Below are 26,279 nucleotides of genomic sequence, written 5' to 3' on the forward strand. Positions count from 1 at the left end.
TGAGGGCTTTCATGGCACGCACGGTCAACTGCATCAAACTGGGTAAAGAAGCACAGGGCCTGGACTTTCCGCCCTACCCCGGCGAGCTGGGCAAACGCATCTGGGAAAGCGTCAGCCAAGAGGCCTGGGCGGCTTGGCTCAAACACCAAACCATGCTGGTCAACGAAAACCGCCTCAACCTGGCCGACGCCCGCGCCCGCCAGTACCTGGCCCGCCAGATGGAAGCCCACTTTTTTGGCAGCGGCGCCGATGCCGCCCAAGGCTACGTTCCCCCCACCGCCTGAGCCCCCGCCCCCCTTGGACGCAGACCCGCGGCTGGTCGCGTTGCTCCAGGCTGACTGGCAGGCCCAGGCCGGCTCGGCCGGCAGCACCCTCCTCGACACTGAGTTACTTACTAGGCTTGATACCCAGTTCAGCACAGACCGCTTTGGCGCGGTGCTGCACGCGTGGCAGCACAGCCCTTTGCGGCCACGCATCCTGCATTACGTCGCCTTGCTGCCGCCGGATACCAACGCCGCAGATTTGGGCCATCTCAATCATGTCCTGGGTGCAGCCGCTTTCGACACGCTGGACGCAGGCCTGCACCGCGTGGTGCTGACCGATCAGCAGGTGTTGCTCACGCTGTGCGTCGGTGCGCCGCTGCAGATGTTGGGCGAACTGCGGCTGCGCGCCGACCACATCTTGGCCGCAAGCGACCGCAGCCACTGGGACCGTTGGTGGCTCAAAGCCTTGGCACGCTGTTGCCGGCCTGGCACGCAGCTGCACTTTCCAGATGCGCAGGGCCTGACGCCCGACGCCATGCGCGAGGTCGGATTGGACTGGGCCAGCGCCGCCGATCTGCCCAAGTTGCCGGCCCAGCGGCTGGCGGTGTACGTGCCGCGCTGGAGCAACACCCGCCAGCAGGCACAGCCCGCCGCGCTGCCAGTGGGGCGCTGCGCCGTGGTCGGCGCAGGCCTGGCGGGCGCAGCGATGGCGCGGGCGCTGGCTGAGCGCGGCTGGCAAGTGGACGTGTACGACCAACACACCGAGCCCGCCCAAGGTGCATCGGGACTGCCCGCAGGCTTGGTGGCGCCCCTGGTCTCCGCCGATGACGGCGCGCGCTCCCAGCTGCTGCGCCGTGGCACCCGGCTGATGCTGGCCCAAGCCGAGCAGCGTTTGGCGCGCGGGCGCGACTGGGACCTGACCGGGGTGTTGGAGCACCGGCGCGACCGCGCACAGAACATGGAGGCCACCCGCTGGCACCCACATGCCGCTTGGATCAAGCCAGCCAGCATGGTGCAAGCGTGGCTGGCGCACCCGTCGATTCGGTTCGTCCCAGCGTCCGCTGTGCACGCCCTGCAACGCGATGGCTCGGACTGGCAGCTAATGGATGCACACGCACACGAACTGGGACGCGCCGAGGTGGTGGTGCTGGCCAACGCCCACGGCTGCAAAGCGGTGCTGCAAGCCAAGGCCACACAACTGCAGGTGGACGCCGCCGTGGTCCGTGCGCTTGAGCGCCTGCAGCAGCTGCATGGCAGCGTCAGCCTCGGCAGCCACGGCGACCAAAGCCTGCCCAAGGTCCCAGTCAACGGACGCGGCAGCTTCATCCCCTGGGTGCACGGCCCGGATGGCCCGCGTTGGATCGCTGGGGCCACGTACGAGAGCGATGCCTCGCGCACCGCCGACGCCGCGCAGCAGCACCAAGCCAATTTCGATAAGTTGGTGCAGCTTTTACCGCAGTGCAAGGATGCATTGGCCCAGGCGTTTGCGCAGGGCCCGCTGGGCCACTGGCACAACACCCGCTGCGCTACTTGGGACCGGTTGCCGCTGGTGGGGCCAGTGGAACCTGGCAGCGCGCCCACGGTATGGATGATTGCAGGGCTAGGCTCGCGCGGTTTGGGCCTAGCGGCGCTGTGCGCGGAACTGCTGGTGGCACAGATGGGCGCAGAGCCCTGGCCGCTGGAGGCTTCGCTGGCCCGCCAGTTGCACAGCCAGCGGCTGAAAAGTTAGGCCAGCGGCGCGCCTACCGCCTCAGCGCTCTTTCAAATACGGCTTGCCCAGCGCCTGGGGCGCAACCGCTTTGCCAATGAAGCCAGCCAACAGCACCACCGTAAGCACGTAGGGCAATGCCTGGATGAACTGCACCGGCACCTCGCCCACCACCGGCAGGGCCACGCCCTGCATGCGGATGGCAGACGCATCGAGAAAACCGAACAACAAGCAAGCCCACAGCGCGCCGACCGGGTGCCAGCGGCCAAAGATCAGCGCTGCCAGCGCCATGAAGCCGCGCCCAGCCGACATGTTTTGCGAGAAGTTGGCGCTCTGCGCCAACACCAGGTAGCTACCGGCCAGGCCGCACAGCATGCCGTTGATGGTCAGGGCGGCGTAGCGGATGCCGCGCACCGACACACCGGCGGCGTCCACCATGTGCGGGTTCTCGCCCACCGCGCGCAGCCGCAGCCCAAAGCGGGTGCGAAACACCACCCACCACACCAGCGGCACCAGCGCATACGCCAGGTAAGCCAGCCCGTTGTGCGACAGCAAACCCTCGCCCACGATGCGCCCGAGCCAGGGCACGCCAGACAACCATGTTTGCGCATCTGGGAACAACGCCTGCAGCCTCACCTCCGAAGACAAAGCCGGGGTCTGCCCGCCCTGGGAGAACCAGGCAATGCCCAGCACCACCGTCATGCCCGCCGCAATGATGTTGATGGCAACCCCCGAGACCACCTGGTTGCCGGGGTAGCTCACGCAGGCCAGCCCGTGCAACCACGACAGCGCCACCGCGATGCCGATGGCCGCAGCCAATGCAATGGCGGTCGAGCCCATGGCCGCACCCGCCGCCCCGGCGGCAAAGGCGGCAAACAGCATCTTGCCTTCCAGCCCAATATCGACCACGCCAGCGCGCTCGGCAAACAGCCCGGCCAAGGCACACAGAATCAGCGGCGTGGACACCCGCAACGTGGAGGCCAGCATGGCCGCGATCAGGCTTTCGTCCACAGCAGCCTCCCAGGCAAGCGGCCCAACACCCAGACCAACAAGGGCGCAATCGCATAGGTGAGCGCCCCAGAGAACAACACAATGAAGCCCTGCAGCATGACCACCATGTCGCGGCTAAAGCCCGGCACATCAAACGCCACCTCCGCGCCGCCCTGGAACAGCGCGCCAAACAGCAGACTGGCCGCCACAATCCCCACCGGGTGGTTGCGGCCCATCAGCGCCACCGCAATGCCGGTAAAGCCCGCACCGCTAACGTACTCCAGCAGCAGCTTGCCGCTCACACCGGCAATCTCATTCATCGCCACCATGCCAGCCAAGGCGCCCGACACCGCCATCGCCACCACCACTTGGTGGCGCGAGTGGATGCCCGCGTAGTCGGCAGCGCTGGGGCTGGCGCCCACGGCGCGCAGCCGGTAGCCGGCCCGCGAACGCCACAAAAACAGGTACACCGCCACACAGGCGGCCAGCGCCAGCAGCAAGCTGAGGTTGAGCGGCGAGCGCGGCCATTCAATCCCCAGCCAGCCCATCGCATCGTGCATGCTGGGCAACTTGGCGGAGGGCGCAAACGGCGCGCTCTCGATCGCCATTTCCCCCGGCGGGCGCAATTGGTTGACCAATAGGTACACAAGCACGGAGCTGGCAATGAAGTTGAACATGATGGTGGTGATCACCACATGGCTGCCACGGTAGGCTTGCAAGTAGGCGGGAATGGCCGCCCACACCATGCCGAACATCGCACCGGCGGCCAGCATCAGCGGCAGCATCGCCCAGGCCGGCAGACTGGTTGAGAGCCACAGCGCCACCAAACCCGCGCCCAGCCCGCCCATGATGGCCTGCCCCTCGCCGCCGATGTTGAACAGCCCGCCGTGGAAGGCCACCGCCACCGCCAAGCCGGTGAAGATGAAAGTGGTGGCGTAGTACAGGGTGTAGCTCAGGTTGCGCTGGGTTCCAAACGCGCCCTTGACCAGCACGGTCAGCACCTCGCTGGGGCTTTGGCCCACCAGCGCCACCACTGCTGCAGCGGCCAGCAGCGCCACGGCCAGACACACTGCAGGCAGCAAGACCAGATCGGCCCAGCGCGGCAGTGTCTGCGGCGCGCTCATTGCACCGCCCCGCCGGTCATGAGCATGCCCAGGCGCGCCTCGGTGCAGTCTTCGATGGCCAAGGTCCCGGCGATGCGGCCCTGGTTCATGACCACCACCCGGTCAGACAGGGCCAAGATTTCGTCCAGCTCGCTAGACACCACCAACACCGCACAACCCGCATCGCGCATCGCGCGCAACTGGCTGTAAATGAACTCGATGGCGCCAATGTCCACGCCACGCGTGGGCTGGCCCACCAAAAGAATTTGGGGCGCTTGCCCCAGCTCGCGCGCCAGCACCAGCTTTTGCTGGTTGCCGCCAGAAAACTTGCTGCTTTGCAGCTCGGCGTTGCGCGGGCGCACGTCAAAGCGCTCCATCATCTCTGTGGTGGCCGCGCGCATGGCACCGTGCTTGAGCCAGCCGCCACTGCGGTAGCGCGGCAGGGCGTCGTAGCCCAAGATGGCCGACTCCCAGGCCACAAACGGCATCACCAGCGCGCGCGCATGCCGGTCTTCAGGCACGTGGGCGATGTGCAGCGCACGCGCCTGCTGCGGGTCCAGTGGCCGCTCGGGGCCAAACTCCTGGTCGCCCACTGTCAGTCGGCCCGCACTGGGCTGCACCAGGCCAGAGAGCACATCGAGAAGCTCGCTCTGCCCATTGCCCGACACCCCGGCCACGCCGACGATCTCGCCAGCGCGCAAGCCTAGGTCGATGCCTTGCAGGCGCACCACGTTCCAGGCGTCGCGCACCTCGATCTGGTGGGTTTGCAAACGCAGCTCGCCGCCACCGGCACGTGCGCTGGCATCGGCCTGGCGGCCCATTTGCACCTTGCGCCCCACCATGGCCTGGGCCAGGCCTTCGATGGTGGCCTGTGCAATGGGCAGGTCCTGCACCACCTTGCCGCCGCGCATCACGGTGACAAAGTCGCACAGGGCCATGACTTCCTTGAGCTTGTGGGTGATGAGGATGACGGTGGTGCCCTGGTCGCGCAGCACGCGCAGCACCGCAAACAGTTGCTGGGTTTCCTGCGGGGTGAGCACCGCTGTGGGCTCGTCGAGCACCAGCACCTTGGCGCCCCGGTATAGCGCTTTGAGAATCTCGAGCCGTTGGCGGTCGCCCACCGCGAGGTCACCGGCCAGCGCATCGAGCTGCACTTGCAAACCGGTGGACTCCATCAGCGCCACCAGACGCTCGCGCACCGTGGCCGTTGCGTGGTGCAAGAGCCAATGCGGCTCGGCACCCAGCATCACGTTGTCGATAGCGCTCAGGGTCTCGACCAGCATGAAATGCTGGTGCACCATGCCGATGCCGTGGCCGATAGCGTCTTGCGCGTTGCGGATATCGACGCTCTGGCCCAACACCGCAATGCTGCCCTGGTCGGCCCGGTAGAAGCCGTAGAGCACCGACATCAGGGTGCTTTTGCCCGCGCCGTTTTCGCCCACGATGCCGTGCACCGTGCCAGCGCGCACCGTCAGATCGACGTTGTCGTTGGCCAGCACTGCGCCGAAGCGCTTGTGGATGCCGTGCATTTGCACGGCAATCCCGGCATCGGCGGGCGCTGGAGCGCCGGACTCAGAGCGCATCCTGCAATCAGTACTTGCAGGCGTTGTCCACCATGTAGTCCGCCACCTTGATCTTGCCGCTGATGATGTCGGCCTTGGCGGCGTCCACCTTCTTCTTCATGTCGGCAGTTACCAGCTTAGCGTTGTTGGCGTCCATGGCATAGCCCACGCCGTCTTCCTTCAGGCCCAACACGGACACACCGGGGGTGAACTTCTTGGACACGTTGTACACGGCCACATCCACGCGCTTGAGCATGGAGGTGAGCATGGTGCCGGGGTGCAGGTGGTTTTGGTTGCTATCTACACCAATGGCCAGCTTGCCGCCGTCTTTAGCGGCCTGGTACACGCCGATGCCGGTACCGCCTGCGGCAGCAAACACCACATCAGCGCCCTTGGAAAACTGCGCCTTGGCCAGCTCGCCGCCACGGGCCGGATCGTTCCACGCTGCGCCGGTGGTGCCGGTCATGTTGGCGAAGACTTCGGCCTTGGGGTTGGCAAACTTGGCGCCTTGCTCGTAGCCGCACTGGAACTTGCGGATCAGCGGAATGTCCATGCCGCCCACAAAACCGACTTTGCCGGTCTTGCTGGCATTGGCTGCCATCAGGCCCACCAAAAAGCTGCCTTCATGCTCCTTGAAAACGAAGGACTGCACATTGGGCAACTTGACAACGTCGTCAATGATGGCGAACTGCAACTTGGGGAATTCTTTGGCGACTTTCTCGATGGCCGATGCCTGGCTGAAGCTCATGGCGATGATGGGGCTGGCACCTTTTTCTGCCATGCGGCGCACCGCTTGCTCGCGCTGCGACTCGTTGGAAACTTCAAACTCCAGGTAGGTCTTGCCGGTTTCCTTCTTCCACTTTTCCATGCCGTTGTAGGCGGCTTCGTTGAACGACTTGTCGAACTTGCCGCCCATGTCGTAAATGATGGCCGGCTGGGCCGCGACCGAAAAGCTGGCGGCCAATGCAGAAGCCAGGACGCCAAGACGCAGGTGGTTCGAAAAAGTCATCGCAAGATCTCCATATAGAGCGGGGTTGAAAAAAATCATCTTACCTAATTAAAAAAAGTACTTTGCATTTATCGGCCCAAGGCACTTGCGATCGCGCTGGCCAGCCTGGCGTTGCCCAGCACCAACGCGATATTGGCTGCCAGGCTGCTGCCCTCCGTCAGCGCGCCGATGCGCTCCAGCAAAAACGGAGTGGTCTCTTTGCCACCAATACCTTGCTGGCGGGCCTCGTCCAGCGCCTGCGCAATGGCGTGATCGATGGCGGAGCTGGGCATGGCGTGCTCGGGCGCAATGGGGTTGGCAATGACCGCGCCGCCGCGCAGGCCCAACTGCCATTTGGTGTCCAGCACCCGCGCAATCGCTTCAGGGGTATCGAGGCGGTAGTCCACCGCAAAGCGGCTCTCGCGGCTGAAAAAGGCGGGCAAGGTATCGGTCTGGTAGCCGATGACGGGCACACCATGGGTCTCCAGGTACTCCAGCGTCAGGCCCAAATCCAGAATCGATTTAGCCCCGGCACACACCACCGCCACCGGCGTGTGCGCCAGCTCCTGCAGGTCGGCCGACACATCAAAACTCTCGGTTGCGCCACGGTGCACCCCACCGATGCCGCCGGTGGCAAACACGCGGATGCCCGCCATGGCGGCAATCACCATGGTGGCGGCCACGGTAGTTGCGCCAGTCGCCCCGCTCGCTACCAAAAACGGAATATCGCGCCGACTGACCTTGCTGACGCTGCGCCCGGACTGACCTAGCTGCTCGATCTCTGCGCCCGACAAGCCTGCTTTCAGCCGCCCTTTGACGATGGCCACCGTGGCCGGCGTGGCCCCGGCGCGGCGCACCTCAGCCTCCACCTGCAGCGCAGTTCGCACGTTGTCCGGGTAGGGCATGCCGTGCGAAATGATGGTGGACTCCAGCGCCACCACAGGGCGGCCCGCGTCTTGGGCCTGTTGCACTTCGGGCGTGGTGTCTAGGTAGGGGTTGAGGGACATGGGTTGGCTTGCAAGCACTTGGGCATGCAGAGAGTGAATGGGTTACGAAAGCATCTCGCGTACGCGCTGCACCGACAAATCCTTGTAAGTGGCCGAGGCGCTGCCCAGCGTCAGCTCGGCGCAGGCCATGGCCCAGGGCAGTGCCTGCGGCAGGGGCCAGGCTTGCAACTGGGCGTAAACCAAGCCGGCCAGCATGGCGTCGCCCGCGCCTGCGGTGTTCACCACCGCCGTGGGTCGCGCCGCGCACGCGCCCGCGTCGCGACCTTGCGCCCACACCGCGCCTTGCGCGCCCAGGCTGAGTACTACCTGGCCCACGCCTGCGGCGCACAGGGCGAGCGCAGCCGCACGCGCCTGCGCGATGGAATCAACCGGCAGGCCGCTGAGTGCCTGGGCTTCCAGGGCATTGAGCTTGAGGGTGTGGATGCGGTGCAGGTGCTGGCGCAGCTTGTGGCACTTGGCCACCGATACGGCGTCCACACACCAGTGGATGGAAGGGCTGCGGGTCAGCAACCAGTCGATGGTGGGAGCGGCCAGGTTGCAATCCAGCACAGCGAAGGCCGCTTGCTGCACACGCGCCCACTGCGACTGCAGGTAAGCGGGCGTCAACGCATCCAGCAAGTCCATGTCGTTCACCGCCAGGGCCAGTTCGCCCTGCGCGCCGTGCACTGCCAGGTAGCTTGGGCTGCGGCCACCCGCCAGCACCAGGCAGCCGCTGGTGTCGATGCCGCACTGCGCCGCGTCGGCCAGCACCGCGTGGCCAAAGGTGTCATCGGCCAGCACCGTCAGCAGCGCGGTGGGAAGGCCCAAACGGGCCAGGTTTTCTGCAATATTGCGGCCTACGCCGCCGGGGCTGCAGCCAATGGCGCCTGGCGTGGAGTCGCCGGCCAGGGGGGCGCCGGGCGTCTGCGCAATGATGTCCATGTTGGCACCACCGACCACCACCACCGAGGGCTGGGTGGGTGCCGCAACCGCCCCGTCCACAGGGGTTTGGGTTTCGGCACAATGGTGCGTTTTAGGCATATGAGGCGGCGATGATACTGGTAGCAGGCTCGGCCAATTTGGACTTCGTGGTGCAGGCAAACCACATCCCGCAACCCGGCGAAACCGTGCTGGGACGCAACTTCCAAACTTTCCCCGGCGGCAAGGGCGCCAACCAGGCAGTGGCCTGCGCGCGCGCAGGCGGCGCCGTCACCCACATGCTGGTGGCGCTGGGCAACGACGCATTTGCGCAGCCACTGCAAACCTCGTTGCGCGAAGCCGGGGTGGTGTTGCATGAAGTGCCTAGCGCCAATGAGCCCACCGGCTGCGCGTTCATCTGCGTGTCTGATGGCGGTGAAAACGCCATCACCGTGGCACCCGGCGCCAATGCCACGCTGCGCCCCGAGCACTGGCACAGCCACGCCACTGGCCTGGAGGGCTTCACCCACCTGCTGATGCAACTCGAAATTCCGCTGGAGACGGTGCAGGCCTATGCACAGGCGGGCCAGAATGCTGGCCTGGTGGTGGTCCTCAACGCAGCGCCCGCCCAGCCACTGCCACCGGCGCTGCTGGCGCTGACCGATGTACTGGTGGTCAACGAAGGGGAGCTGGCCGCCGTGGCTGGCCACCAGGGCAGCATTGCGGAATGCCTGCAACGCATCGCGGTGCCCACCGTGGTGGTGACCTTGGGCCACCGCGGCTGCTGCATGCGCCACCAAGGCACGCTGATCTACCAACCCGGCTTTGCCATCACCCCGGTGGACACCACCGGCGCGGGCGACACCTTTTGCGGCGCGCTGGTGGCGGCGATGGCCCAGGGCAGTGACGCTGCGGGCGCACTGGCGCGGGCCTGCGCCGCAGCCGCCCTGGCCTGCTTGCAGCTGGGCGCGCAGTCCAGCATCCCCAGCGCGGAGGCGGTGGACGCCTTCCTGGCCGACCAAGCCCCGGCCACCCCCGCCGACCACGCAGCCCTGCAGCGCTACTGCACCACAACCACTTCTTGAACCCACTCCAACACCCTATGCAAACCACCGCCCCCACCAAAGTCATCTACGACACCGACCCCGGCGTAGACGACGCCATGGCGCTGTACTACGCGCTGGCGCACCCGGCCATTGAGGTGGTGGGCATCACCACCACCTTTGGCAACGTGACCGTGGCGCAAGCCGCCACCAACGCGCTGTACCTCACGGCCATTGCGCAGCGCGACATACCCGTTACCCAAGGCATCGCCGCGCCCTGGGGCAAGCACGGCGAGGCACCGCCCGACCACATCCACGGTGCCGACGGCCTGGGCAACCTGCCCTCGCGCCTGCCCACGCGCAACCGGCTGGACCCGCGCAGCTCGGCGCAATTCATTGTGGACATGGCGCGCGCGCACCCCGGCGAAATCACGCTGGTGGCCGTGGGTCCCTTGGGCAACCTGGCGCTGGCGCTGGCACTAGAACCTGCATTGCCCACCCTGCTGCGCGAGGTGGTGCTGATGGGCGGCACCGTGCTGGAGCCGGGCAACGTGTCCCCAGTGGCCGAGGCCAACATCTGGAACGACCCGCACGCCGCCGACCGCGTGTTCACCGCCGGTTGGAAGCTGACCATGGTCGGGCTGGATGTGACGCACCGGCTGATCTTGCCGGTGGCGCTGTTCAAGCGCATTGCCGAGCAACAGCGCCACCCGGCCACCGATGCGCTGCTGCATGCGGTGGGCTTTTACGCCAACTTCTACAGCGGGCTGTACCCGCATGTGGCCCAGGTGCACGGCTGCTTTGGCCACGATGTGCTGGCCTTTTTGGTCCTGACCCACCCCCACCTCTTTGGCACCGAAACCGGCCGCGTGCGGGTGGCGGTGGACGGCCTGGCGCAGGGCCAGACCATGCTGCGGCGCAAGCGCATCGATTACCCGCAAGCTGGCTGGGACGACAACGTGGGCGACACCACCGTCTGCATGCAGGTGCAGGCCGACGCCTGCCGTGAGGCCATCGAGCAAACCCTGCTGGGCCCCTGGCTGACGCGCTAGCGGGGCCACCAAGTGAACCGGTAACACCTAACGCCAGAAGGAATTGCCATGCACCTGCCTGTTGTCGATTTTCAGAGCCCCAGCGCCGCGCAAGAGTTTTGCACCAGCTTGCACACCACCGGGTTTGGTGTGCTCAAAAACCACCCGCTGCAGCAGTCACTGGTAGAAGGCATTTACGCCGAGTGGCTGGCGTTTTTTCAATCGGACGCCAAAGCGCAGTACGCCCAAGACCCGGTGAAGTTTGACGGCTACTTTTCGCCCGCCGTCTCGGAGACGGCCAAGAACCACACCAAAAAGGACGTCAAAGAGTTCTTCCACATCTACCCCTGGGGCCGCTACCCCGCCGAGGTCAGCGACGCGGCCCGGCGCTACTACACAGAAGCTAGTGCCCTGGCGGCGACCTTGCTGGGCTGGGTAGAGGCACACTCACCCGCCGAGGTGCAGGCCCGCTACTCCATGCCCCTGCCCCGCATGCTCGACGGCAGCGACCACACCCTGCTGCGCGTGCTGCACTACCCGCCGCTGACCGGCCAGGAAGAACCCGGCGCAGTGCGCGCGGCAGCGCACGGCGACATCAACCTGCTGACCATCCTGCCCGCAGCCACCGAGCCGGGCCTGCAGGTGCTGGGCCAAGACCAGCAGTGGTCAGACGTGCCCTGCGACTTCGGCCTCTTGATCGTCAACATCGGCGACATGTTGGAAGAAGCCTCCGGCGGCTACTACCCCTCGACCGTGCACCGGGTGCTCAACCCCGTAGGCGAAGCTGCTAAGAAGTCACGCATATCGCTTCCCTTATTCCTACACCCCCGACGCGAAGTGGTGCTGTCGGCGCGGCATACGGTGGGGAGTTATTTTGATGAGCGGATGCGGGAGTTGCGGGGGGTGGGGTGAACGCTTGCCTTTGTAGATCAAAAACCAGAATAAAGTAAATCAAGAGGACATATTCATGTACACCGATGAAAACCTTTCCTCGGCTATCCGAGCTGGCATATTCAGTGAAGATGCCGTGAACAAGTTCCGCTCCTTGGTGTTAAGCGAACAAAACTTGAGCGGTGCAGATGAAGAGCACTTTCGACTGGTGACGGGCTTTAACGACATATTTGTCACGATTGCTTGTGGATTGCTACTGTTATCAGTTGCTTGGATTGGTTATCCCAATTATCTCAGTTTAAGTTCGTTGGCTATCGCAGTTATCTCATTGGGCTTATCCGAGTTCTTTGTGCTGAAAAGAAGAATGGCGCTACCTGCCATTTTTCTACTTACAACTTTTGTTGCAAGTACATAATTTTTTGTTGACATTGCATTAAATGCACTAGGAATGAAAACTGGCTGGGTACCCGTCTTCGCTGCTGGCTGCACTAGCTTAATCGGATGTTATTTTCATTGGCGCAGGTATGGTGTGCCGATCACCATCGCTGCAAGTGCAGTAGTTCTCATTGGCTCAATCTATGCTACTGTTTTGGCATTATTTCCAAAGGCTGAAGACTGGTCACTTTTAATGCTTTTCATGGGCGGCTTGCTTTCCTTTGCGACCGCAATGCTTTGGGACATAAAGGACACGAACAGAGTAACAAGAAAGTCTGATGTTGCCTTTTGGTTGCACCTTATATCAGCCCCATTGATTGTTCATCCTATTTTTTCCATTTTAGGTGTGATGAAGGGAGAAAATAACTTCACTGTGACTATGGTAGTTGCACTTACATATTTGTTGTTGACTGTTGTCTCGATTGCAATTGATCGCCGTGCATTGATGGTTTCCGCTCTTGCTTATGTTGTTTATTCATTCAGTGTGTTTTTAGAATCTTTCGGGCACGTTTCACTGGCATTTTCAATTGCAGGTACTATAGTTGGGGCAGCCCTCCTTCTACTTTCTGCGTTTTGGCAATCCAGTCGAGCTGTATTGCTTAATGGCTTACCCATGCGACTGTCTACCAAACTGCCTCCACTGAAATAGCCTTCGGTTGAGTTGACTATTGCATATTCAGATCGCAACACCACCTCCCAACTGGGAAGCAAACGAGATTACGAATTTTGTCGATGCCGCACGCACCAATGAGTTCGCAACATTTGCGAACAGACCGCGACGTGAAGATATGCGTATGAGCGCGAATCATGCGACTGAACTGACTCGCGCTGGAAACGACCCAAGCCGCTCGCTTCTGAAGGCGAGCAACACCCCCGCTTATGCTCGTCCAGCATAAGAAAATAGAAAACAAGTGGTTCTTGGCGCAGCGCTGACTGGCTACACTGCGGGCCGCTGCGCGATGGCGCTGCAGGCGTTGGCGCTTTGCGCCGGAGCTGCCCGACCCAACCGCCCGCAGGGCACACAGTCACCATGTACCAGTACACAGATTTCGACCGCCAGTTCGTTCGGTCCCGGGCGCAACAGTACCGCAAGCAGCTAGAGCGCAACCTTGCCGGCACCTTGTCGGACGACGAGTTTCGGCCCCTGCGCTTGCAAAACGGCTGGTACATCCAGCGCTATGCGCCCATGTTGCGGGTGGCGGTGCCGTATGGCGAGTTGTCGAGTGCGCAGCTGCGGGTGCTGGCCAAAATCGCCCGCGAATACGACCACCCCAGCAAAGAGGTTTTCGAGAAGGCCATTGGCACCCAGGCCACCTGGGGCACCACCCACCTGCCGGTGGGCTACGGCCACTTCACCACCCGCCAGAACGTGCAGTTCAACTGGATTCCGTTGGCCAAAAGTGCCGATGTGATGGACCTGCTGGCCAGCGTGCAGATGCACGGCATCCAGACCAGCGGCAACTGCATCCGCAACATCACCAGCGACGAGCTGGCCGGCGTGGCGCCCGACGAGGTGGCCGACCCGCGGCCGTTTGCTGAAATCTTGCGCCAGTGGAGCACGCTGCACCCCGAGTTCGCCTACCTGCCGCGCAAGTTCAAGATCGCCATCACCGGCGCCACCGCCGACCGCGCGGCCACCCACTGGCACGACGTGGGGCTGCACCTGATCAAGAGCGAACAGGGTGAGCTGGGCTTCAAGGTGCTGGTGGGCGGCGGCATGGGCCGCACGCCGTTGATTGGCACCACCATCCGCGAGTTCCTGCCCTGGAACCAGATCATGAATTTTCTGGAGGCGGTGGTGCGGGTCTACAACCGCTGGGGTCGGCGCGACAACATGTACAAGGCGCGCATCAAGATTTTGGTCAAGGCCGAGGGCCAGCGTTACATCGACGAGGTGGAGGCCGAGTACCAGCAAATCATCCACGCGGACGGCGCGCCACACACCATCCCGCAGGCCGAGCTGGACCGCGTGAACGCCTCGTTTGTGCCGCCCACGTTGAATAGCCGCAGTGCAGCCAAGCCGGTAACTGTGCCCGCCGACCGCCAGACCGATTACGCCCGCTGGCTCAAGCAAAACGTGGCCGCCCACAAGAACCCGGCGCTGCGCGCGGTCACCCTGTCGTTCAAGCGCCTGGGCCAGGCACCGGGCGATGCCGATGCCGACCAGCTCGACACCGCTGCCGATTTGGCCGACGAGTTCAGCGCGGGCGAAGCGCGCGTTACCCACGACCAAAACCTGCTGCTGCCCTGGGTGCGCGAGGCCGATCTGCCCGCGCTGTGGGTGGCGGCCAGCCACGCCGGCTTGGCCCGCTCGAACGTGCGCTTGCTCACCGACATGATCGCCTGCCCCGGCGGCGACTTTTGCGCGCTGGCCAACGCGCGCTCCATCCCTGTTGCTGCGGCCATCACCGAGCGCTACCAAGACATGGACGAGCTGCACGACCTGGGCGAGATCGACCTGCACATCAGCGGCTGCATCAACTCCTGCGGCCACCACCACAGCGGCCACATCGGCATCCTGGGCGTGGACAAGGACGGCAAGGAGTGGTACCAGGTCTCGCTGGGCGGCTCGGACGGTTCGCCCTTGAGCGGCCCGGCAACGCCCGGCAAGGTGGTTGGCCCGTCCTTTGGTGCGAGTGAGGTGCCCGGCGTGATCGAGGCGGTGCTCGACACCTACCGCCGCCACCGTAGCGGTGCCGAGACCTTCATCGACACGCTCAGGCGGGTGGGCTTCGAGGACTTCAAGGCAGCTGCCAACAGCGCCCGCCTGAGCGACAAGCACGAAGAGCTGCATACCCTGCCCAAGTCCAGCGGGTTTGCCCGCGACGCGCAGGAAGCCTGAGCCCAGCCGCACGCCAACCTCACACGCACGCTGACGCCACACACCATGAAACTCATCGCCGCCAACGCCCTGCCCGAGACGCCACCCAGCGTGCGGGTTCTGGCCCTGCCCAACGACGCCGACCCGCGCGCGGCCGCACTCGACGGCATAGACCGCATCGACCTGCACTTTCCCAAGTTCACCGACGGGCGCGCCTACAGCCAGGCATTCTTGCTGCGCCGCCGGTTAGGTTTTGCAGGCGAAATCCGCGCCACCGGCGACGTGCTGGTAGACCAGCTGGTGCAAATGCAACGCACTGGATTTGATTGCGCCGTGCTGCGCGCCGACCAAGACATGGCGGTCGCGATGGCGCAGTTCGACCAGTTCACCGCCTTTTACCAAGGCGATGCGGTCACGGTAGCGCCGGTCTTCGCGAGAAGCGCGAATCCAAGTTCCGCACGCAGTGCGAATGCAAGTTCTCCGCACAGCGCCGCATGAGCGCCACCTCCCGCGCAGTGGACCTGCACGCCAAACCCTCGCCGCAGTACACCCTGCGGCTGGCGGAGGCGCAAAGCGTGCTGTCGCAGGCAGCAGCGCAGTACGCGCCGGCTGCGCCCGGCCAAGCCGCCTCGGTGGTGCAAGCTTCCAGCTTGGGGGCAGAAGACATCGTCATCAGCCACCTGATCAATAGCTTGCAGCTCCACATCGGCATCTTTGTGCTCGACACCGGCCAGCTCCATGCGCAGACCCTGGACTTGCTGCAGCGGTTCCAAGCCAATTCGCGCGCGCCGGTCACCGTGTACCAACCGGTGGCGACTGCGGTCGTTGAATTCGTCCAGCGCGAAGGCACGGACGCAATGTACAAAAGCATCGCCTTGCGCAAAGCCTGCTGCGGCATCCGCAAGCTCGAACCGCTGGAGCGCGCGCTCGCGGGCAAAGACGCCTGGATCACCGGCCTGCGCCGCGAGCAAAGCGGCAACCGTGCTGATGTCCCCTTGGTCGACCACACCGAAGCGCGCACCAAAATCAACCCGCTGGCGAACTGGACCTGGGGCGATGTGTGGCACACGATTGCGCTCAACCAGCTCGACTACAACCCGCTGCACGACGCCTTCTACCCCAGCATCGGCTGCGCGCCCTGCACCCGCGCGATCAGCCTGGGCGAAGACTGGCGCGCCGGGCGCTGGTGGTGGGAAGACGAGGCCGCCAAGGAGTGCGGCCTGCACGTCAAATCCGCCTCCGCCCTAGCGCAGAAAGAAAGCGCATGAACGCCCCTGTACCACCCGCCGTGCTGCACCGTGTGTCCAACCAGCACCTCGACGCGCTGGAAGAAGAAACCATCTTCATCCTGCGCGAGGTAGCCGCCGCGTTCGAGCGCCCTGCCCTGCTGTTCTCCGGCGGTAAGGACTCGCTGGTGATGCTCAAGTGCGCCGAGAAAGCTTTTGGCGTGGGCCGCATTCCCTACCCGCTGCTGATGATCGACACCGGCCACAACTTTTCTGAGGTGACCGACTTTCGCGACCAGCGCGCCGCCGAACTCGGCGCGCGCTTGATCGTACGCAGCGTGGAAGATTCGATGGCGCGGGGCACGGTGCGGCTGGCCCACCCCGGCGAGTCGCGCAATGTGCACCAGTCGGTCACGCTCTTGGAGGCAATTGACGAGTTTCGCTTTGACGCGCTGATTGGCGGCGCCCGGCGCGACGAAGAAAAGGCCCGCGCCAAGGAGCGCATCTTCAGCCACCGCGACAGCTTCGGGCAGTGGCAGCCCAAGGCGCAGCGGCCCGAGCTGTGGACGCTGTTCAACACCCGCTTGCATCCGGGCGAGCACTTCCGGGTGTTCCCAATTTCCAACTGGACCGAGCTCGATGTGTGGCAGTACATAGCACGCGAAGCCATCGCCCTGCCCGCGCTGTACTACAGCCACCTGCGCGAGGTGGTGGAGCGCAAAGGCCTGCTGGTGCCGGTGACCGAACTCACCCCGGCGCGCCCCGGCGAAATACCGCAGATGCGCGAGGTGCGTTTTCGCACCGTGGGCGACATCACCTGCACCTGCCCGGTAGCAAGCCTGGCCGCCAATGCCGCTGACGTGGTGCAAGAAACGCTGGCCGCCGAAGTGAGCGAGCGCGGCGCCACCCGCATGGACGACAAAACCTCGGAAGCGTCCATGGAAAAACGCAAAAAGGACGGTTACTTCTGATGCCCCACCCCACCGACACCGCAAGCAGCGCCGACACCCACAGCGCGCTGCGCTTCATCACCTGCGGCAGTGTGGACGACGGCAAAAGCACGCTGATTGGCCGCCTGCTGGTGGACAGCCGCGCGGTGCTGCAAGACCAGTGGGCCAATGTGTCCCACAGCGGCGAGGCGGATCTGGCGCTGTTCACCGATGGCCTGTCCGCCGAGCGCGAGCAGGGCATCACCATCGATGTGGCCTACCGCTACTTCGCCACGCCCAAGCGCAAGTTCATCATCGGCGACGCGCCCGGCCACGAGCAATACACCCGCAACATGGTCACTGCCGCCAGCAGCGCCCACGCCGCCGTGGTGCTGGTCGATGCGACCAAGCTGCAGTGGGAGGGTGATGGCCTGCCCGCCCTGCTGCCCCAAACTCGGCGCCACGCGCTCCTGGTGCACCTGCTGCGGGTGCCGCATTTGATTTTTGCCATCAACAAACTCGATGCGCTGGAGCATGCCGAGCAGGCGTTCCAAAAGATCAGCGCAGCCTTGCACGCCTTCGCACAGGCCGCTGGCATTGCGGTACACGCCACCGTGCCCATGTCGGCCCTCAAGGGACACAACGTGGTGCATGCGCGTCCCGGCTGGTGTGGCTACCAAGGCCAAAGCGTGCTGCAGTTGCTGGAGGACTTGCCGGTGCTTGGTGAGCCCTCCGGTGCGGCGCTGGCGTTTCCGGTGCAGTGGGTCGAAAAATTCCACGACTCCAGCGACACGCAAAAAGGCCGCCGCGTGTTTTGGGGCCGCGTCGCCCAAGGTCGCGTGCAGGTGGGCCAGCAAGTTGCCATCCTGCCCAGCGGCCAAACCGCCGTGGTCGCGCAGGTGCTCAGCCATGTGCGCATAAGCGGCGCGGTCGACGCAGGCCAAAGTGCAGGCATCGTGCTCGACCGTGAGGTCGATGTCTCGCGCGGCGACTGGCTGCTGGCCAGTGACGCAGGCGCCCAGACGCTGGAACCCACACGCACGGTCCAAGGCACCGTGGCCTGGATGGACGATGAGCCACTGGTTGCGGGTCGCACCTACTGGGCGCTGCACGGCCACCGCTGGGTCAAGGCCAAGGTCACGCAGATTGCGCACAGCCTAGACATCCATACGCTGGCCACCCAAGCCGCCAGCACCCTCGCCCCCAATGCGATTGGCACCATCTCGCTGGCGCTGCAAGAGCCTATTGCCGTGCAGCCCTACAGCGCATCGCGGGTCATGGGCGCGCTGATTTTGGTGGACACCGCCAGCCACAAGACCTCGGGCGCTTTGATGCTGAGTTGATACTGCGCCAGTGCAAACGGCTTTCGCCCTGCCCCCAAGGAACGGGGCGAATTGCCAATAAAATCGCCGCTGCGCTGCCAACCCGCAAGCGTCCCACCACCACTGCCCCTGACCCCAACATGACCCATACCGTCACCGAAGCCTGCATCAAGTGCAAGTACACCGACTGCGTCGACGTCTGCCCCGTGGACTGCTTTCGCGAGGGGCCCAACTTTCTCACCATCGACCCCGACGAATGCATCGACTGCGCGGTCTGCATCCCCGAGTGCCCGGTCAACGCCATCTATGCCGAGGAAGACGTGCCGCGCGACCAGCAGCACATGACCCAGCTCAACGCCGAGTTGTCCAAGCTGCCCCACTGGAAAAGCATCACCAAGCGCAAGGCACCCTTGCCCGATGCCGACGAGTGGAAAGACAAGACCAATAAGCTCTCGCACCTGATTCGCTAAATCGCACCGGGGCACCGGTGGTTCCATGGCAGACACATCCACACACAAGCCCACCGAAATCGACGCGCTGGTAGTGGGTGCGGGCCCGGTGGGACTGTTCCAGGTGTTCCAACTCGGGCTGCAAGAAGTCCACGCCCATGTGGTCGACAGCCTGCCCCACGCGGGCGGCCAGTGCGCCACGCTGTACCCCGACAAACCCATTTACGACATTCCTGGCATCCCGGTGTGCACCGGCCAAGAGCTGGTGGACCGTTTGCTGCAACAGGTGCAGCCCTTTGCGCCAAGCTTCCATTTCGGGCAGGTGGTGAGCGAGCTGCACCGCCAACCGGATGGCCGGTTTCTGGTGCGCACCGCCGCACGCGCAGGGGCTGCGGCGCAGGCCTTTCTCACCAAAACCGTGTTCATTGCAGCCGGAGCCGGTGCCTTCCAGCCGCGCACGCTCAAGGTAGAGGGCCTGGACGCATTCGAGGGCAGCCAGCTCCACTACACGGCTGACAACACCGCCGCATTGGCCGGCGCGGACCTGGTGATCGTGGGCGATGGCGATCTGGCTTTGGAGGCCGCGCTGCAGTACTGCCCGCAACCCAACAAGGGCCCGACCAGCGACAGTCCACGCAGCGTGACCGTGGTGCACCGGCGCGATGTGTTGAGCGCAGCCGACAGCACCGTGGCGCGCTTTCGCGAACAGGTGGCGCAGGGTCACCTCCGTTTTGTGGCGGCCCAGGTCAGCGCTGTGCGCACCGAGGGCGGCCGGCTGGCGGCGCTGGATCTGCTGCACAGCGATGGCGTTGTGCGCGGCCTGCCGGTTGACCAGCTGTGGGTGCTGCAAGGCCTCTCGCCCAAACTCGGGCCGATTGCCGACTGGGGATTGGCGCTACAGCGGCGCCAGCTGGCGGTGGACACAGAGACCTTCTCGACCAGCCAAGCCGGCATCTTCGCGGTGGGCGACATCAACCTCTACCCCGGCAAAAAGAAGCTCATCGTTTGCGGATTTCATGAGTGCGTGCTGGCCGCTTTTGGGGCCATGCAGTACATCGCACCCGAGCGCAACGTGCCGCTGCAGTACACCACCACCAGCACCCAACTCCACCGGCTCCTCGGAGTGGAACATCCCACCTCAGCCGGGCAAAACAGCGAAAATTCTGGTCTATAATTGCGGGCTTCATTCCTCGATAGCTCAGTCGGTAGAGCGCCGGACTGTTAATCCGTAGGTCCCTGGTTCGAGCCCAGGTCGAGGAGCCAAAAAAGGCCGCAAGGCAAACAAAACCCCTGCTACCAATTCGGTAACAGGGGTTTTTCTTTGGGGCGGCGTCGCGGCCATTTTGAAAGCATTGCCTTGCAGGCAGAGCATCAAGAGCCACTTGCACGCGCTTGGCCATCGTCCCGCTCGCAACCTTGACTTGGACCACCGTCGGTGGGTTAAAGTGGTGTGACAAGCATGTCGATAGGGAGCTGAAACGTTTCAAGGGGCACTCAAGCTATGCGAACTAACCGTCCGCCATCTCTGCAGTCCAGGGCGCTGCGCCTGGGTTTTTGGTTGGGTGCGCTGCTGGCTTTGGCCGCTTGTGGCGGCGGTGGAGGCGGTGCCAGCGGTACACCAACGGCCAGCGCACCACTATCGGTTGAGCGACCAGTCAACGCCACCCTCACGGACACCAGCATCACGGCCGCCCCCATCGCCGCCGAGGCGCCGCATGTGGCCATCAACCCTTCGCCATCGGTCAGCGCGCGGGGCAAGTTGTTCGTGTTTATTCCGGGGACCCGGGGCGTTCCCACGCAATACTCCTTCATCCTGCGGGCCGGCGCCGCACGGGGCTTCCACGCACTTGGCATCAATTACGAAAACCAAACCGCAATGGGCAGCCTGTGCCAAAACAGGTCGGAGCTCAGCTGCTACTGGAACGCACGCAACGCGGTGGTGTTTGGCGGGGGCTCACCGGTGACTGGCCAGACTCCGGTGTCATCGGCAGACTCCATCGTCAACCGCTTGAACAAGCTGCTGGTCTGGCTCAGGGCCAACCACCCTGCGGAGAACTGGGGGCAGTTTTTGGCAACGGACAACACCGTCGATTGGAGCAAGGTGGTGCTGGCCGGCCATTCGCAAGGCGGAGGGCATGTGGGGGTTCTGGCAAAGACAGTTTCGCTCAGCCGCGCGGTGTATTTCTCGTCCCCTGAAGACTGGAATGAAACCACCGACCAACCCGCCAACTGGACCGCTGGAAGAACCAACATGACGCCAGCGAGCTTGCAGTACGGTTTTGGCGCAGACAGCGACACGCTGGTGCCCAATACACATGCTTTTGCGCACTGGGACGGCCTGGGCATGTCCAAGCCGGGTTCCGGGCCGGTGCTGTTCAACGACGGGGCAACGCCGACATTGGGCTCCCGGCAACTTCGGACCTCACTCTCCTTTAACCCGGCCAGTACCGCGCTGACCGTGGCACTCAAGAACCACGGCATCACCGTGGTCGATGCATCCACCCCGCTCGACGGGAATGGAAGGCCGCTGTTCGATACCAACGGCGTTTGGGACTACCTGTGCTTTCAGTGACCTGGAGCAGCTTGCGGCGGTGCCAAGCCATCGGCCTGTTGCTGACGGGTTGCGGTGGACTGGCAATGGCGCAGGACTCGGTTCAGTTGCAGCGGCAAGACAAGCAACTGCTGCAAGCCATGGCCTACGCACCGGCAACGGGGATATGCGCCGGCATCGCGATCGTTTCGCCGGGAGCGGGTGGCACTGAAAAAGGCTACCGCTACCTGGGAGAGGCGCTGTCCGCCTTGGGCTACCTGTCCGTGGTGGTCGGCCACCCAGAGAGTGGCAGACGTGCATTGCGCGAACAGGTGCGCCGCGAGGGTTTGCGGGGTGGCTTGGCCGAACTGATTACCGAAACCGATGCCTACCGAGGCAGGCTCCAAGACATTGCCGCTGCCACGCAATGGGCACAAACCCATTGCAATTCGGCCACCACGCTGCTCATTGGACACTCGATGGGCGCAGCGACTGCCATGATCGAAGCAGGCGCGAGAAACAAAGTGGACACCCAGGGCAGCAACGCGTTTACCGCCTACATTGCGCTGTCGCCGCAAGGCGCCGGGTCGATATTCCCCCAGGGCGCTTGGTCGGGTATCCAAAAGCCCGTGCTGATGCTGACCGGTACCCGCGACACCGAGCTCGGTGGAGCCTCGTGGGAAACACGCACCGAACCCTACAGGGACATGCCCCCGGGCTGCAAGTGGTTGGGTGTGATTGACGGCGCAAGCCACCTGAACTTTGCGGGCAACGGCTTGTCACGCAAAACCGAGATGCTGACCAACCAGACCATCGCTGCGTTTCTCCAGGGCGTTCGCGCGGGCGACTGCAAAGCACCGCCCAGAGTTGCCGGAATCGAGCTGAACGTCAAATAGGCGTCACCTAGCTTGGAGCGGGCACACAGGCCCGGCCAGGCATCAAGAAGCATGGAACTGCGGCAGTCCGGTTGCGCGCTACCGGCCCTGTTTAACGCGCCTCGCCTGTCTGTCAACCAAGCCAACTCTAAAATCCGCTCCAATGCTGCCCACCCACTTCACCCCGGTCCCGCTGGACAAGTCCTACCGCCTCATGAACCACGGCCCCACGGTGCTGGTGTCCGCACAGCATGGGGACAGCATCAACGTGATGGCTGCGGCCTGGGCCTGTGTGCTGGACTTTGGCAACACGCCCAAAGTGACCGTGGTGCTGGACAAGGCGACACGCACCCGGGAGTTGATCGAAGCCAGTGGCTTTTTTGCGCTGCAGTTGCCCACCCAGGCCATGGCCACCCTCACCTGCGGTGTCGGCACCGACAGCGCCAAGGACACACCCCACAAGCTCGCCAAGCACGGCGTCACCACCTTTGCTGCGCCCAACAGTGGCACGCCCCTGGTCCACGGTTGTGTGGGCTGGCTGGTCTGCCAGTTGGTCCCCGAGCCGCACAACCAAACGGCCTACGACCTGTTCATCGGCGATGTGCTTGGCGCCTGGGCCGACGACCGCGTGTTCCGTGACGGTCGCTGGCACTTTGACGCCGCCTCAGACGATTTACGCACCATCCACCACGTGGCTGGAGGGCAGTTCTTTGTGACTGGCAAAACAGTGCAGGGTTGACCGCGAAACAACCCTCCATCCCAGTTCAAACCAGCGCTCGCTAACCCACACACACTGCAGCCCAAGAGGAGCGCACACCATGCTTGATTCTGGACAGCGCCGTACCATCGCCTGCGACGTCTTGGTGGTGGGCGGCGGCACCGCAGGTTTCGGTGCGGCGATTGCCGCGGCCCGCGCGGGCCTGTCGGTGCACCTGGTCGAGGCGGGCACCAAGGTCGGCGGTGTGATGGCGTTTTGCCCTGGCATGCCCTGGGGCGGTGGCTACCCCTTGGGGCACAGCATAGGCGGCATTTTTTCGGAACTGACCGAGCGCTTGATGGCGATGTCGCCACCTGCCGCCGAGGTGCGTCCCTGTGTGTTGGACAACTTTGGCCCCGAGGTGCAGTACGACCACGAGTTGGGCACGCTGACCATGTTTGAGATGCTGGCCGAAGCCGGTGTGCACCTGCACCTGGGCTGCATCGTGGGCGAACCCCGCATGGATGACGCACGCATCACCCACGTGGCCTGCACCGACCGGCGCGGCGCGTTCGCCTTTGCACCCCGGGTGGTCATCGACTGCTCGGGCGATGGCGACCTCTCCGCGCGCGCCGGCGTGCCCTACACCGTGGGCGACGGACAGGGCAACATGATGGCGGTGACGCTGTCCTTCCACATGCTGGGCGCCGATTGCGAGCGCGTGTTTGCGGATGCCGACCCGTACTTTCGCAGCCACGCGGCGCGCGGCGTGGCCGAGGGCCGACTGCACCCCGATTTGAAAAAGCTCTACCTGATGCGCGGCTTCCACCCCGGCAGCGTGTTTTGCAACACGGTGACGGTGCGCGGCGTGGACGGCACCCACCCGGATGCGGTGGCCGCCGCCACCCAAGAGGGCCGCAGGCGCTGCAGCCAGGTGGCGCGCTTCTTGGTGGACAGCGTGCCCGGCTTTGCGCACGCGCAGATGTGGGGCCTGGGGCCCACGGTGGGGGTGCGTGAGACGCGCAAACTCGAAGCCATGTACCGCTTGAGCGCCGAGGATCTGGCGCAGTCCACGCACTTTGCAGACGGCATTGTGGCCTGCGACAACCCCATCGACGATGTGATGCGCACCAGCGCCGACATGACCCACGACGCCGCCGTGGCGCGGGGCAGCTACTACACCATCCCTCTGCGCAGCCTGGTGCCGCGCCGCATCCAAAACCTGCTGTTCGCCGGCCGTCTGGTGTGTGCCGACCCGGCTGCGTTTGCGTCGGTGCGCGGCATGCCCCAATGCATGGCCATGGGGCAAGCCTGTGGCGTGGCAGCAGCGCAAGCGCTGGCAGCTGGCTGCGATGTGCAAGCCGTCGATGCGCTGGCGGTGGTGGCCATGCTGCAATCGCAAGGGCTGCGTGGCATTGGCGGTGCGCCCTTGCTGGATGGCACGCGCCCATGAATTTGCGATTTGTCGAGGCCTTCCACTGGGCGGCGTGACGCGGGCGGCACAGAAGCTGCACATCACGCAGTCGGCGCTGTCGGCGCGCATTTCTTCGCTGGAAGAGGAGCTTGGTGTGGTGCTGGTGGACCGGCGCAACAAGCAATTTCGGCTGACCATTGCCGGGCAGCGCCGGGGTGTCCCAGCGCATCACCATAATCGAATCACACTAACCTCCAACAAACCCGCTGATTGCCGTTATAAGTCCTGGTTAACTGGCATATACTGGGTTGGTCGCTACTAATGCGCCACTAGTCGCATCGTCGCTAGTCGCGCTCCGTTTACCGCTCGGGCTTGAGTACACTGGAGTTCAAAGATTGACTTGTCGTCAAGTATGTAAACTAACCAATTCCATCCCAATGAAATCAACTATGAATTATTTTTTTCGTTTTGTTTTTCTGTGTACTGTGTCGCTTGTAGTTTCAGGGTGCGCTACATACTCAGGAATTTGGAACGCGGAGCGCCCACCCCAGCCTATAAAAAATTTGAATCTGGTGATCGATGTGACTGCTTTATCTATGGTGGAGTTGTCTGCAGATCGAAATTCAAAAGTGGATGGTGATAGTCCATTGATGACTAAGATTGGATCTGCCTTATCACAGGAACTCCGAACGCAACTGAATGCCTCAGGGGTTAATGCAACGATTAAGTTAATGCCCCTTCGTAAAGAGGTAACTCAGCAAGGCACCACGATTTCCGTTAAGACTTTCTCGCCATCTGTCGATGAAATGGTCGGACTTTTTGTTTCTGCAGATGACTATGTTTTGATTATGAGAATTGATAGATATTTTGTAAACCAAAGTACTTCGGAGTGGACTGGACTTGTTAACTTTGGATACAAACTAGTAAAAATAGACGACTGGACAAAAGACAAGAAAGTTGCTTGGGATTTTCAGTCAGGAGTGGGTACGTTTAATGTGGGCGCAACAAAGGTGATTGACTTCAAGGCCCAGGATTGCAACGCTGATGTACATTCAGTCTGCATTTCGCGACTTGTTGGCGATTTATTAGAAACTCTAAGGGGTCAACGAATTATTATAAAAAGGTGAGCTGATGAGATGGAATTTAGAAATGAAACTTGTGCTAAAAATTGATGGTGATGTCGAGCGAAGAAGCTGGTTTGAGTGGAATTCAGCGGCCAATGTCTCAAGAACCGCGCATTGAAACGGTCTACACCATCGTCGCCAACGCACGAGCCTGTATCTTGGACGCCATGCGAGCGCCGATGGCTGTGAACACATCGGCTTTTTGACAGCGCATCACATCGTCTACATGCCGCGCACTCTTGGCACTGTGCCAATGGCCCCACCACAGGAAGGCCCCGGGCTGAAAGGCGCTCATTGCCGACGCCTGGTTGGCGATTTTTTTGGTGACGCTGTTCGCCATCGGGTCGATGCCGCTTGCCAACAACTTGCGCGCGTCGCCCACTCCGTCACGTGCCTAAGCAAGTGAAACGTCCGGGTAAGCACCCAGCGACATCACCTCCTCCGTGCCCAAGAACCGGTATTTCCAGCGCCATAGCTTCGAACCAACCGGGTTAACCAGCAGGTACAGGCCTTGTGCATCGCTCAGCTTGAGGGGTTTGTCGCCCGGTTTGGCCTTCTTGATGGCGGCGTCGGTCAATGGCATGGGGCACTCCAAGGGGGTCAAATCGGGCAATACCCCCCAACCGGATCCCCCATACCCCCAACGGGTGCTGGCTGGCAACGGCCGTCCTTGGACACTAAAAAACGCTCTTTAGGAGCAGATGACATTGAACAAGATGTCGTGACTTGGTCCAATTTGTGCATGGTAAAAATTCCCTCCGCACTCAAATGGATGATGGATCGACGGGCTCGAATAATCGGCGAAATGAAGAAGGTCGAGAGACGATACAGCGCCCGTGAAGCCACCTGGACGTCACCCGCTTCAATAGACACCTGTTAAGGTCGAAATTGAACTGGAGTGATAACTATGAAGAGAGTGAGATACCCGGCCGAATTCAAGGCTGAAGCGGTACGTCAAGTTACCGAGCGTGGGC

General features: G+C 63.2%; 27 protein-coding genes, 1 tRNA gene and 1 pseudogene. 21 read left to right on the forward strand and 8 right to left on the reverse strand.

Annotation, left to right across the window (positions count from 1 at the left end; genetic code table 11):
- The first annotated feature begins 11 nt into the window (after nt 1–11).
- Together ACILRC_RS13800 and ACILRC_RS13805 are read left to right on the forward strand one after the other, a co-directional pair.
- Nucleotides 12–284 carry an oxidative damage protection protein gene (locus tag ACILRC_RS13800; protein WP_395669955.1) on the forward strand — a complete coding sequence of 91 codons (273 nt, stop codon included), beginning with the start codon at nt 12–14 and terminating at the stop codon, nt 282–284.
- Nucleotides 285–297: 13 nt separating this feature from the next.
- Entirely contained in the window at nt 298–1,992 is a 1,695-nt protein-coding gene (locus ACILRC_RS13805) for an FAD-dependent oxidoreductase (RefSeq protein WP_395669956.1), read from the forward strand.
- 21 nt (nt 1,993–2,013) lie between these two features.
- On the opposite strand, the gene ACILRC_RS13810 is transcribed toward ACILRC_RS13805, so the two are convergent.
- The 6 genes from ACILRC_RS13810 to ACILRC_RS13835 all read right to left on the reverse strand — a co-directional run bounded on the left by ACILRC_RS13810 (nt 2,014) and on the right by ACILRC_RS13835 (nt 8,641).
- Nucleotides 2,014–2,982: an ABC transporter permease gene (locus tag ACILRC_RS13810; protein ID WP_395669957.1), complete on the reverse strand. Its 969-nt coding sequence runs from the start codon at nt 2,980–2,982 to the stop codon at nt 2,014–2,016.
- The gene (locus tag ACILRC_RS13815) at nt 2,967–4,085 is read right to left on the reverse strand and encodes an ABC transporter permease (protein ID WP_395669958.1); all 1,119 of its coding nucleotides are present in this window, start codon (nt 4,083–4,085) and stop codon (nt 2,967–2,969) included. The genes ACILRC_RS13810 and ACILRC_RS13815 overlap by 16 nt, the downstream gene beginning before the upstream one ends.
- Nucleotides 4,082–5,647: an ABC transporter ATP-binding protein gene (locus ACILRC_RS13820; protein ID WP_395669959.1), complete on the reverse strand. Its 1,566-nt coding sequence runs from the start codon at nt 5,645–5,647 to the stop codon at nt 4,082–4,084. The genes ACILRC_RS13815 and ACILRC_RS13820 overlap by 4 nt, the downstream gene beginning before the upstream one ends.
- Before the next feature lie 7 nt (nt 5,648–5,654).
- Nucleotides 5,655–6,635, reverse strand: a complete 981-nt coding sequence (locus ACILRC_RS13825) for a BMP family protein (RefSeq protein WP_395669960.1) — start codon at nt 6,633–6,635, stop codon at nt 5,655–5,657.
- A 68-nt stretch (nt 6,636–6,703) separates the two neighbouring features.
- Nucleotides 6,704–7,621, reverse strand: coding sequence for a pseudouridine-5'-phosphate glycosidase (locus tag ACILRC_RS13830; protein ID WP_395669961.1), 918 nt, complete (start codon nt 7,619–7,621; stop codon nt 6,704–6,706).
- Nucleotides 7,622–7,663: 42 nt separating this feature from the next.
- Entirely contained in the window at nt 7,664–8,641 is a 978-nt protein-coding gene (locus tag ACILRC_RS13835; RefSeq protein WP_395669962.1) for a PfkB family carbohydrate kinase, read from the reverse strand.
- A gap of 11 nt (nt 8,642–8,652) precedes the next feature.
- Between ACILRC_RS13835 and ACILRC_RS13840 the strand changes: the two genes are divergently transcribed.
- The 19 genes and pseudogenes from ACILRC_RS13840 to ACILRC_RS13930 all read left to right on the forward strand — a co-directional run bounded on the left by ACILRC_RS13840 (nt 8,653) and on the right by ACILRC_RS13930 (nt 25,308).
- Entirely contained in the window at nt 8,653–9,603 is a 951-nt protein-coding gene (locus ACILRC_RS13840; RefSeq protein ID WP_395669963.1) for a ribokinase, read from the forward strand.
- Nucleotides 9,604–9,620: 17 nt separating this feature from the next.
- A complete protein-coding gene (locus tag ACILRC_RS13845) occupies nt 9,621–10,613 on the forward strand; it encodes a nucleoside hydrolase (RefSeq protein ID WP_395669964.1) in 993 nt (330 codons plus the stop codon).
- 48 nt (nt 10,614–10,661) lie between these two features.
- Nucleotides 10,662–11,504 carry a 2OG-Fe(II) oxygenase family protein gene (locus ACILRC_RS13850; RefSeq protein ID WP_395669965.1) on the forward strand — a complete coding sequence of 281 codons (843 nt, stop codon included), beginning with the start codon at nt 10,662–10,664 and terminating at the stop codon, nt 11,502–11,504.
- Between the two features lie 55 nt (nt 11,505–11,559).
- Nucleotides 11,560–11,898 carry a hypothetical protein gene (locus ACILRC_RS13855; RefSeq protein ID WP_395669966.1) on the forward strand — a complete coding sequence of 113 codons (339 nt, stop codon included), beginning with the start codon at nt 11,560–11,562 and terminating at the stop codon, nt 11,896–11,898.
- A gap of 114 nt (nt 11,899–12,012) precedes the next feature.
- Nucleotides 12,013–12,567 carry a hypothetical protein gene (locus ACILRC_RS13860; protein WP_395669967.1) on the forward strand — a complete coding sequence of 185 codons (555 nt, stop codon included), beginning with the start codon at nt 12,013–12,015 and terminating at the stop codon, nt 12,565–12,567.
- 381 nt (nt 12,568–12,948) lie between these two features.
- Nucleotides 12,949–14,760 (forward strand): nitrite/sulfite reductase, encoded by a 1,812-nt coding sequence (locus tag ACILRC_RS13865; protein WP_395669968.1) that lies wholly within the window; start codon nt 12,949–12,951, stop codon nt 14,758–14,760.
- Nucleotides 14,761–14,805: 45 nt separating this feature from the next.
- Entirely contained in the window at nt 14,806–15,237 is a 432-nt protein-coding gene (locus ACILRC_RS13870; RefSeq protein WP_395669969.1) for a DUF934 domain-containing protein, read from the forward strand.
- Nucleotides 15,234–16,007 carry a phosphoadenylyl-sulfate reductase gene (locus ACILRC_RS13875; protein WP_395669970.1) on the forward strand — a complete coding sequence of 258 codons (774 nt, stop codon included), beginning with the start codon at nt 15,234–15,236 and terminating at the stop codon, nt 16,005–16,007. The genes ACILRC_RS13870 and ACILRC_RS13875 overlap by 4 nt, the downstream gene beginning before the upstream one ends.
- Nucleotides 16,004–16,936 (forward strand): sulfate adenylyltransferase subunit CysD, encoded by a 933-nt coding sequence (cysD, locus tag ACILRC_RS13880; RefSeq protein WP_395669971.1) that lies wholly within the window; start codon nt 16,004–16,006, stop codon nt 16,934–16,936. The genes ACILRC_RS13875 and cysD overlap by 4 nt, the downstream gene beginning before the upstream one ends.
- Nucleotides 16,936–18,237 (forward strand): sulfate adenylyltransferase subunit 1, encoded by a 1,302-nt coding sequence (locus ACILRC_RS13885; protein WP_395669972.1) that lies wholly within the window; start codon nt 16,936–16,938, stop codon nt 18,235–18,237. The genes cysD and ACILRC_RS13885 overlap by 1 nt, the downstream gene beginning before the upstream one ends.
- Before the next feature lie 119 nt (nt 18,238–18,356).
- Nucleotides 18,357–18,686, forward strand: a complete 330-nt coding sequence (gene fdxA, locus ACILRC_RS13890; protein WP_395669973.1) for a ferredoxin FdxA — start codon at nt 18,357–18,359, stop codon at nt 18,684–18,686.
- Between the two features lie 25 nt (nt 18,687–18,711).
- Entirely contained in the window at nt 18,712–19,839 is a 1,128-nt protein-coding gene (locus ACILRC_RS13895) for an NAD(P)/FAD-dependent oxidoreductase (protein ID WP_395669974.1), read from the forward strand.
- Between the two features lie 13 nt (nt 19,840–19,852).
- Nucleotides 19,853–19,928, forward strand: a tRNA-Asn gene (locus ACILRC_RS13900).
- A gap of 238 nt (nt 19,929–20,166) precedes the next feature.
- On the forward strand, nt 20,167–21,237 hold the full coding sequence (locus ACILRC_RS13905; protein ID WP_395669975.1) for a BPSS1187 family protein: 1,071 nt from the start codon (nt 20,167–20,169) through the stop codon (nt 21,235–21,237).
- Nucleotides 21,234–22,091 carry an alpha/beta hydrolase family protein gene (locus tag ACILRC_RS13910; RefSeq protein ID WP_395669976.1) on the forward strand — a complete coding sequence of 286 codons (858 nt, stop codon included), beginning with the start codon at nt 21,234–21,236 and terminating at the stop codon, nt 22,089–22,091. Before ACILRC_RS13905 ends, ACILRC_RS13910 begins: the two co-directional genes overlap by 4 nt.
- 142 nt (nt 22,092–22,233) lie before the next feature.
- A complete protein-coding gene (locus tag ACILRC_RS13915) occupies nt 22,234–22,809 on the forward strand; it encodes a flavin reductase family protein (RefSeq protein WP_395669977.1) in 576 nt (191 codons plus the stop codon).
- Between the two features lie 79 nt (nt 22,810–22,888).
- A complete protein-coding gene (locus ACILRC_RS13920) occupies nt 22,889–24,220 on the forward strand; it encodes an FAD-dependent oxidoreductase (protein WP_395669978.1) in 1,332 nt (443 codons plus the stop codon).
- Nucleotides 24,217–24,392, forward strand: a pseudogene (locus ACILRC_RS13925) (LysR family transcriptional regulator); the annotation flags it as partial. The gene ACILRC_RS13920 and the pseudogene ACILRC_RS13925, both read left to right, overlap by 4 nt.
- 238 nt (nt 24,393–24,630) lie before the next feature.
- Nucleotides 24,631–25,308 carry a hypothetical protein gene (locus ACILRC_RS13930; RefSeq protein ID WP_395669979.1) on the forward strand — a complete coding sequence of 226 codons (678 nt, stop codon included), beginning with the start codon at nt 24,631–24,633 and terminating at the stop codon, nt 25,306–25,308.
- Nucleotides 25,309–25,429: 121 nt separating this feature from the next.
- Here the strand turns inward: ACILRC_RS13930 and ACILRC_RS13935 are convergent, their stop codons facing one another.
- The gene (locus ACILRC_RS13935) at nt 25,430–25,687 is read right to left on the reverse strand and encodes a hypothetical protein (protein WP_395669980.1); all 258 of its coding nucleotides are present in this window, start codon (nt 25,685–25,687) and stop codon (nt 25,430–25,432) included.
- Nucleotides 25,688–25,699: 12 nt separating this feature from the next.
- Nucleotides 25,700–25,888 (reverse strand): Arm DNA-binding domain-containing protein, encoded by a 189-nt coding sequence (locus ACILRC_RS13940; RefSeq protein WP_395669981.1) that lies wholly within the window; start codon nt 25,886–25,888, stop codon nt 25,700–25,702.
- Nucleotides 25,889–26,279 lie beyond the last annotated feature (391 nt).

It is taken from the genome of Rhodoferax sp. (assembly GCF_044236835.1).
In the GTDB taxonomy this organism is placed as follows: domain Bacteria; phylum Pseudomonadota; class Gammaproteobacteria; order Burkholderiales; family Burkholderiaceae_C; genus Allorhodoferax.

Excerpts from the sequence above, each read along its gene's own strand:
- ACILRC_RS13800 (WP_395669955.1), top strand. The coding sequence starts at position 12 with ATGGCACGCACGGTCAACTGCATCAAACTGGGTAAAGAAGCACAGGGC.
- ACILRC_RS13815 (WP_395669958.1), bottom strand. The coding sequence starts at position 4,085 with ATGAGCGCGCCGCAGACACTGCCGCGCTGGGCCGATCTGGTCTTGCTG.
- ACILRC_RS13820 (WP_395669959.1), bottom strand. The coding sequence starts at position 5,647 with ATGCGCTCTGAGTCCGGCGCTCCAGCGCCCGCCGATGCCGGGATTGCC.
- ACILRC_RS13825 (WP_395669960.1), bottom strand. The coding sequence starts at position 6,635 with ATGACTTTTTCGAACCACCTGCGTCTTGGCGTCCTGGCTTCTGCATTG.
- ACILRC_RS13830 (WP_395669961.1), bottom strand. The coding sequence starts at position 7,621 with ATGTCCCTCAACCCCTACCTAGACACCACGCCCGAAGTGCAACAGGCC.
- ACILRC_RS13835 (WP_395669962.1), bottom strand. The coding sequence starts at position 8,641 with ATGCCTAAAACGCACCATTGTGCCGAAACCCAAACCCCTGTGGACGGG.
- ACILRC_RS13840 (WP_395669963.1), top strand. The coding sequence starts at position 8,653 with ATGATACTGGTAGCAGGCTCGGCCAATTTGGACTTCGTGGTGCAGGCA.
- ACILRC_RS13845 (WP_395669964.1), top strand. The coding sequence starts at position 9,621 with ATGCAAACCACCGCCCCCACCAAAGTCATCTACGACACCGACCCCGGC.
- ACILRC_RS13850 (WP_395669965.1), top strand. The coding sequence starts at position 10,662 with ATGCACCTGCCTGTTGTCGATTTTCAGAGCCCCAGCGCCGCGCAAGAG.
- ACILRC_RS13855 (WP_395669966.1), top strand. The coding sequence starts at position 11,560 with ATGTACACCGATGAAAACCTTTCCTCGGCTATCCGAGCTGGCATATTC.
- ACILRC_RS13865 (WP_395669968.1), top strand. The coding sequence starts at position 12,949 with ATGTACCAGTACACAGATTTCGACCGCCAGTTCGTTCGGTCCCGGGCG.
- ACILRC_RS13870 (WP_395669969.1), top strand. The coding sequence starts at position 14,806 with ATGAAACTCATCGCCGCCAACGCCCTGCCCGAGACGCCACCCAGCGTG.
- ACILRC_RS13875 (WP_395669970.1), top strand. The coding sequence starts at position 15,234 with ATGAGCGCCACCTCCCGCGCAGTGGACCTGCACGCCAAACCCTCGCCG.
- cysD (WP_395669971.1), top strand. The coding sequence starts at position 16,004 with ATGAACGCCCCTGTACCACCCGCCGTGCTGCACCGTGTGTCCAACCAG.
- ACILRC_RS13885 (WP_395669972.1), top strand. The coding sequence starts at position 16,936 with ATGCCCCACCCCACCGACACCGCAAGCAGCGCCGACACCCACAGCGCG.
- fdxA (WP_395669973.1), top strand. The coding sequence starts at position 18,357 with ATGACCCATACCGTCACCGAAGCCTGCATCAAGTGCAAGTACACCGAC.
- ACILRC_RS13895 (WP_395669974.1), top strand. The coding sequence starts at position 18,712 with ATGGCAGACACATCCACACACAAGCCCACCGAAATCGACGCGCTGGTA.
- ACILRC_RS13905 (WP_395669975.1), top strand. The coding sequence starts at position 20,167 with ATGCGAACTAACCGTCCGCCATCTCTGCAGTCCAGGGCGCTGCGCCTG.
- ACILRC_RS13915 (WP_395669977.1), top strand. The coding sequence starts at position 22,234 with ATGCTGCCCACCCACTTCACCCCGGTCCCGCTGGACAAGTCCTACCGC.
- ACILRC_RS13920 (WP_395669978.1), top strand. The coding sequence starts at position 22,889 with ATGCTTGATTCTGGACAGCGCCGTACCATCGCCTGCGACGTCTTGGTG.
- ACILRC_RS13930 (WP_395669979.1), top strand. The coding sequence starts at position 24,631 with ATGAATTATTTTTTTCGTTTTGTTTTTCTGTGTACTGTGTCGCTTGTA.
- ACILRC_RS13940 (WP_395669981.1), bottom strand. The coding sequence starts at position 25,888 with ATGCCATTGACCGACGCCGCCATCAAGAAGGCCAAACCGGGCGACAAA.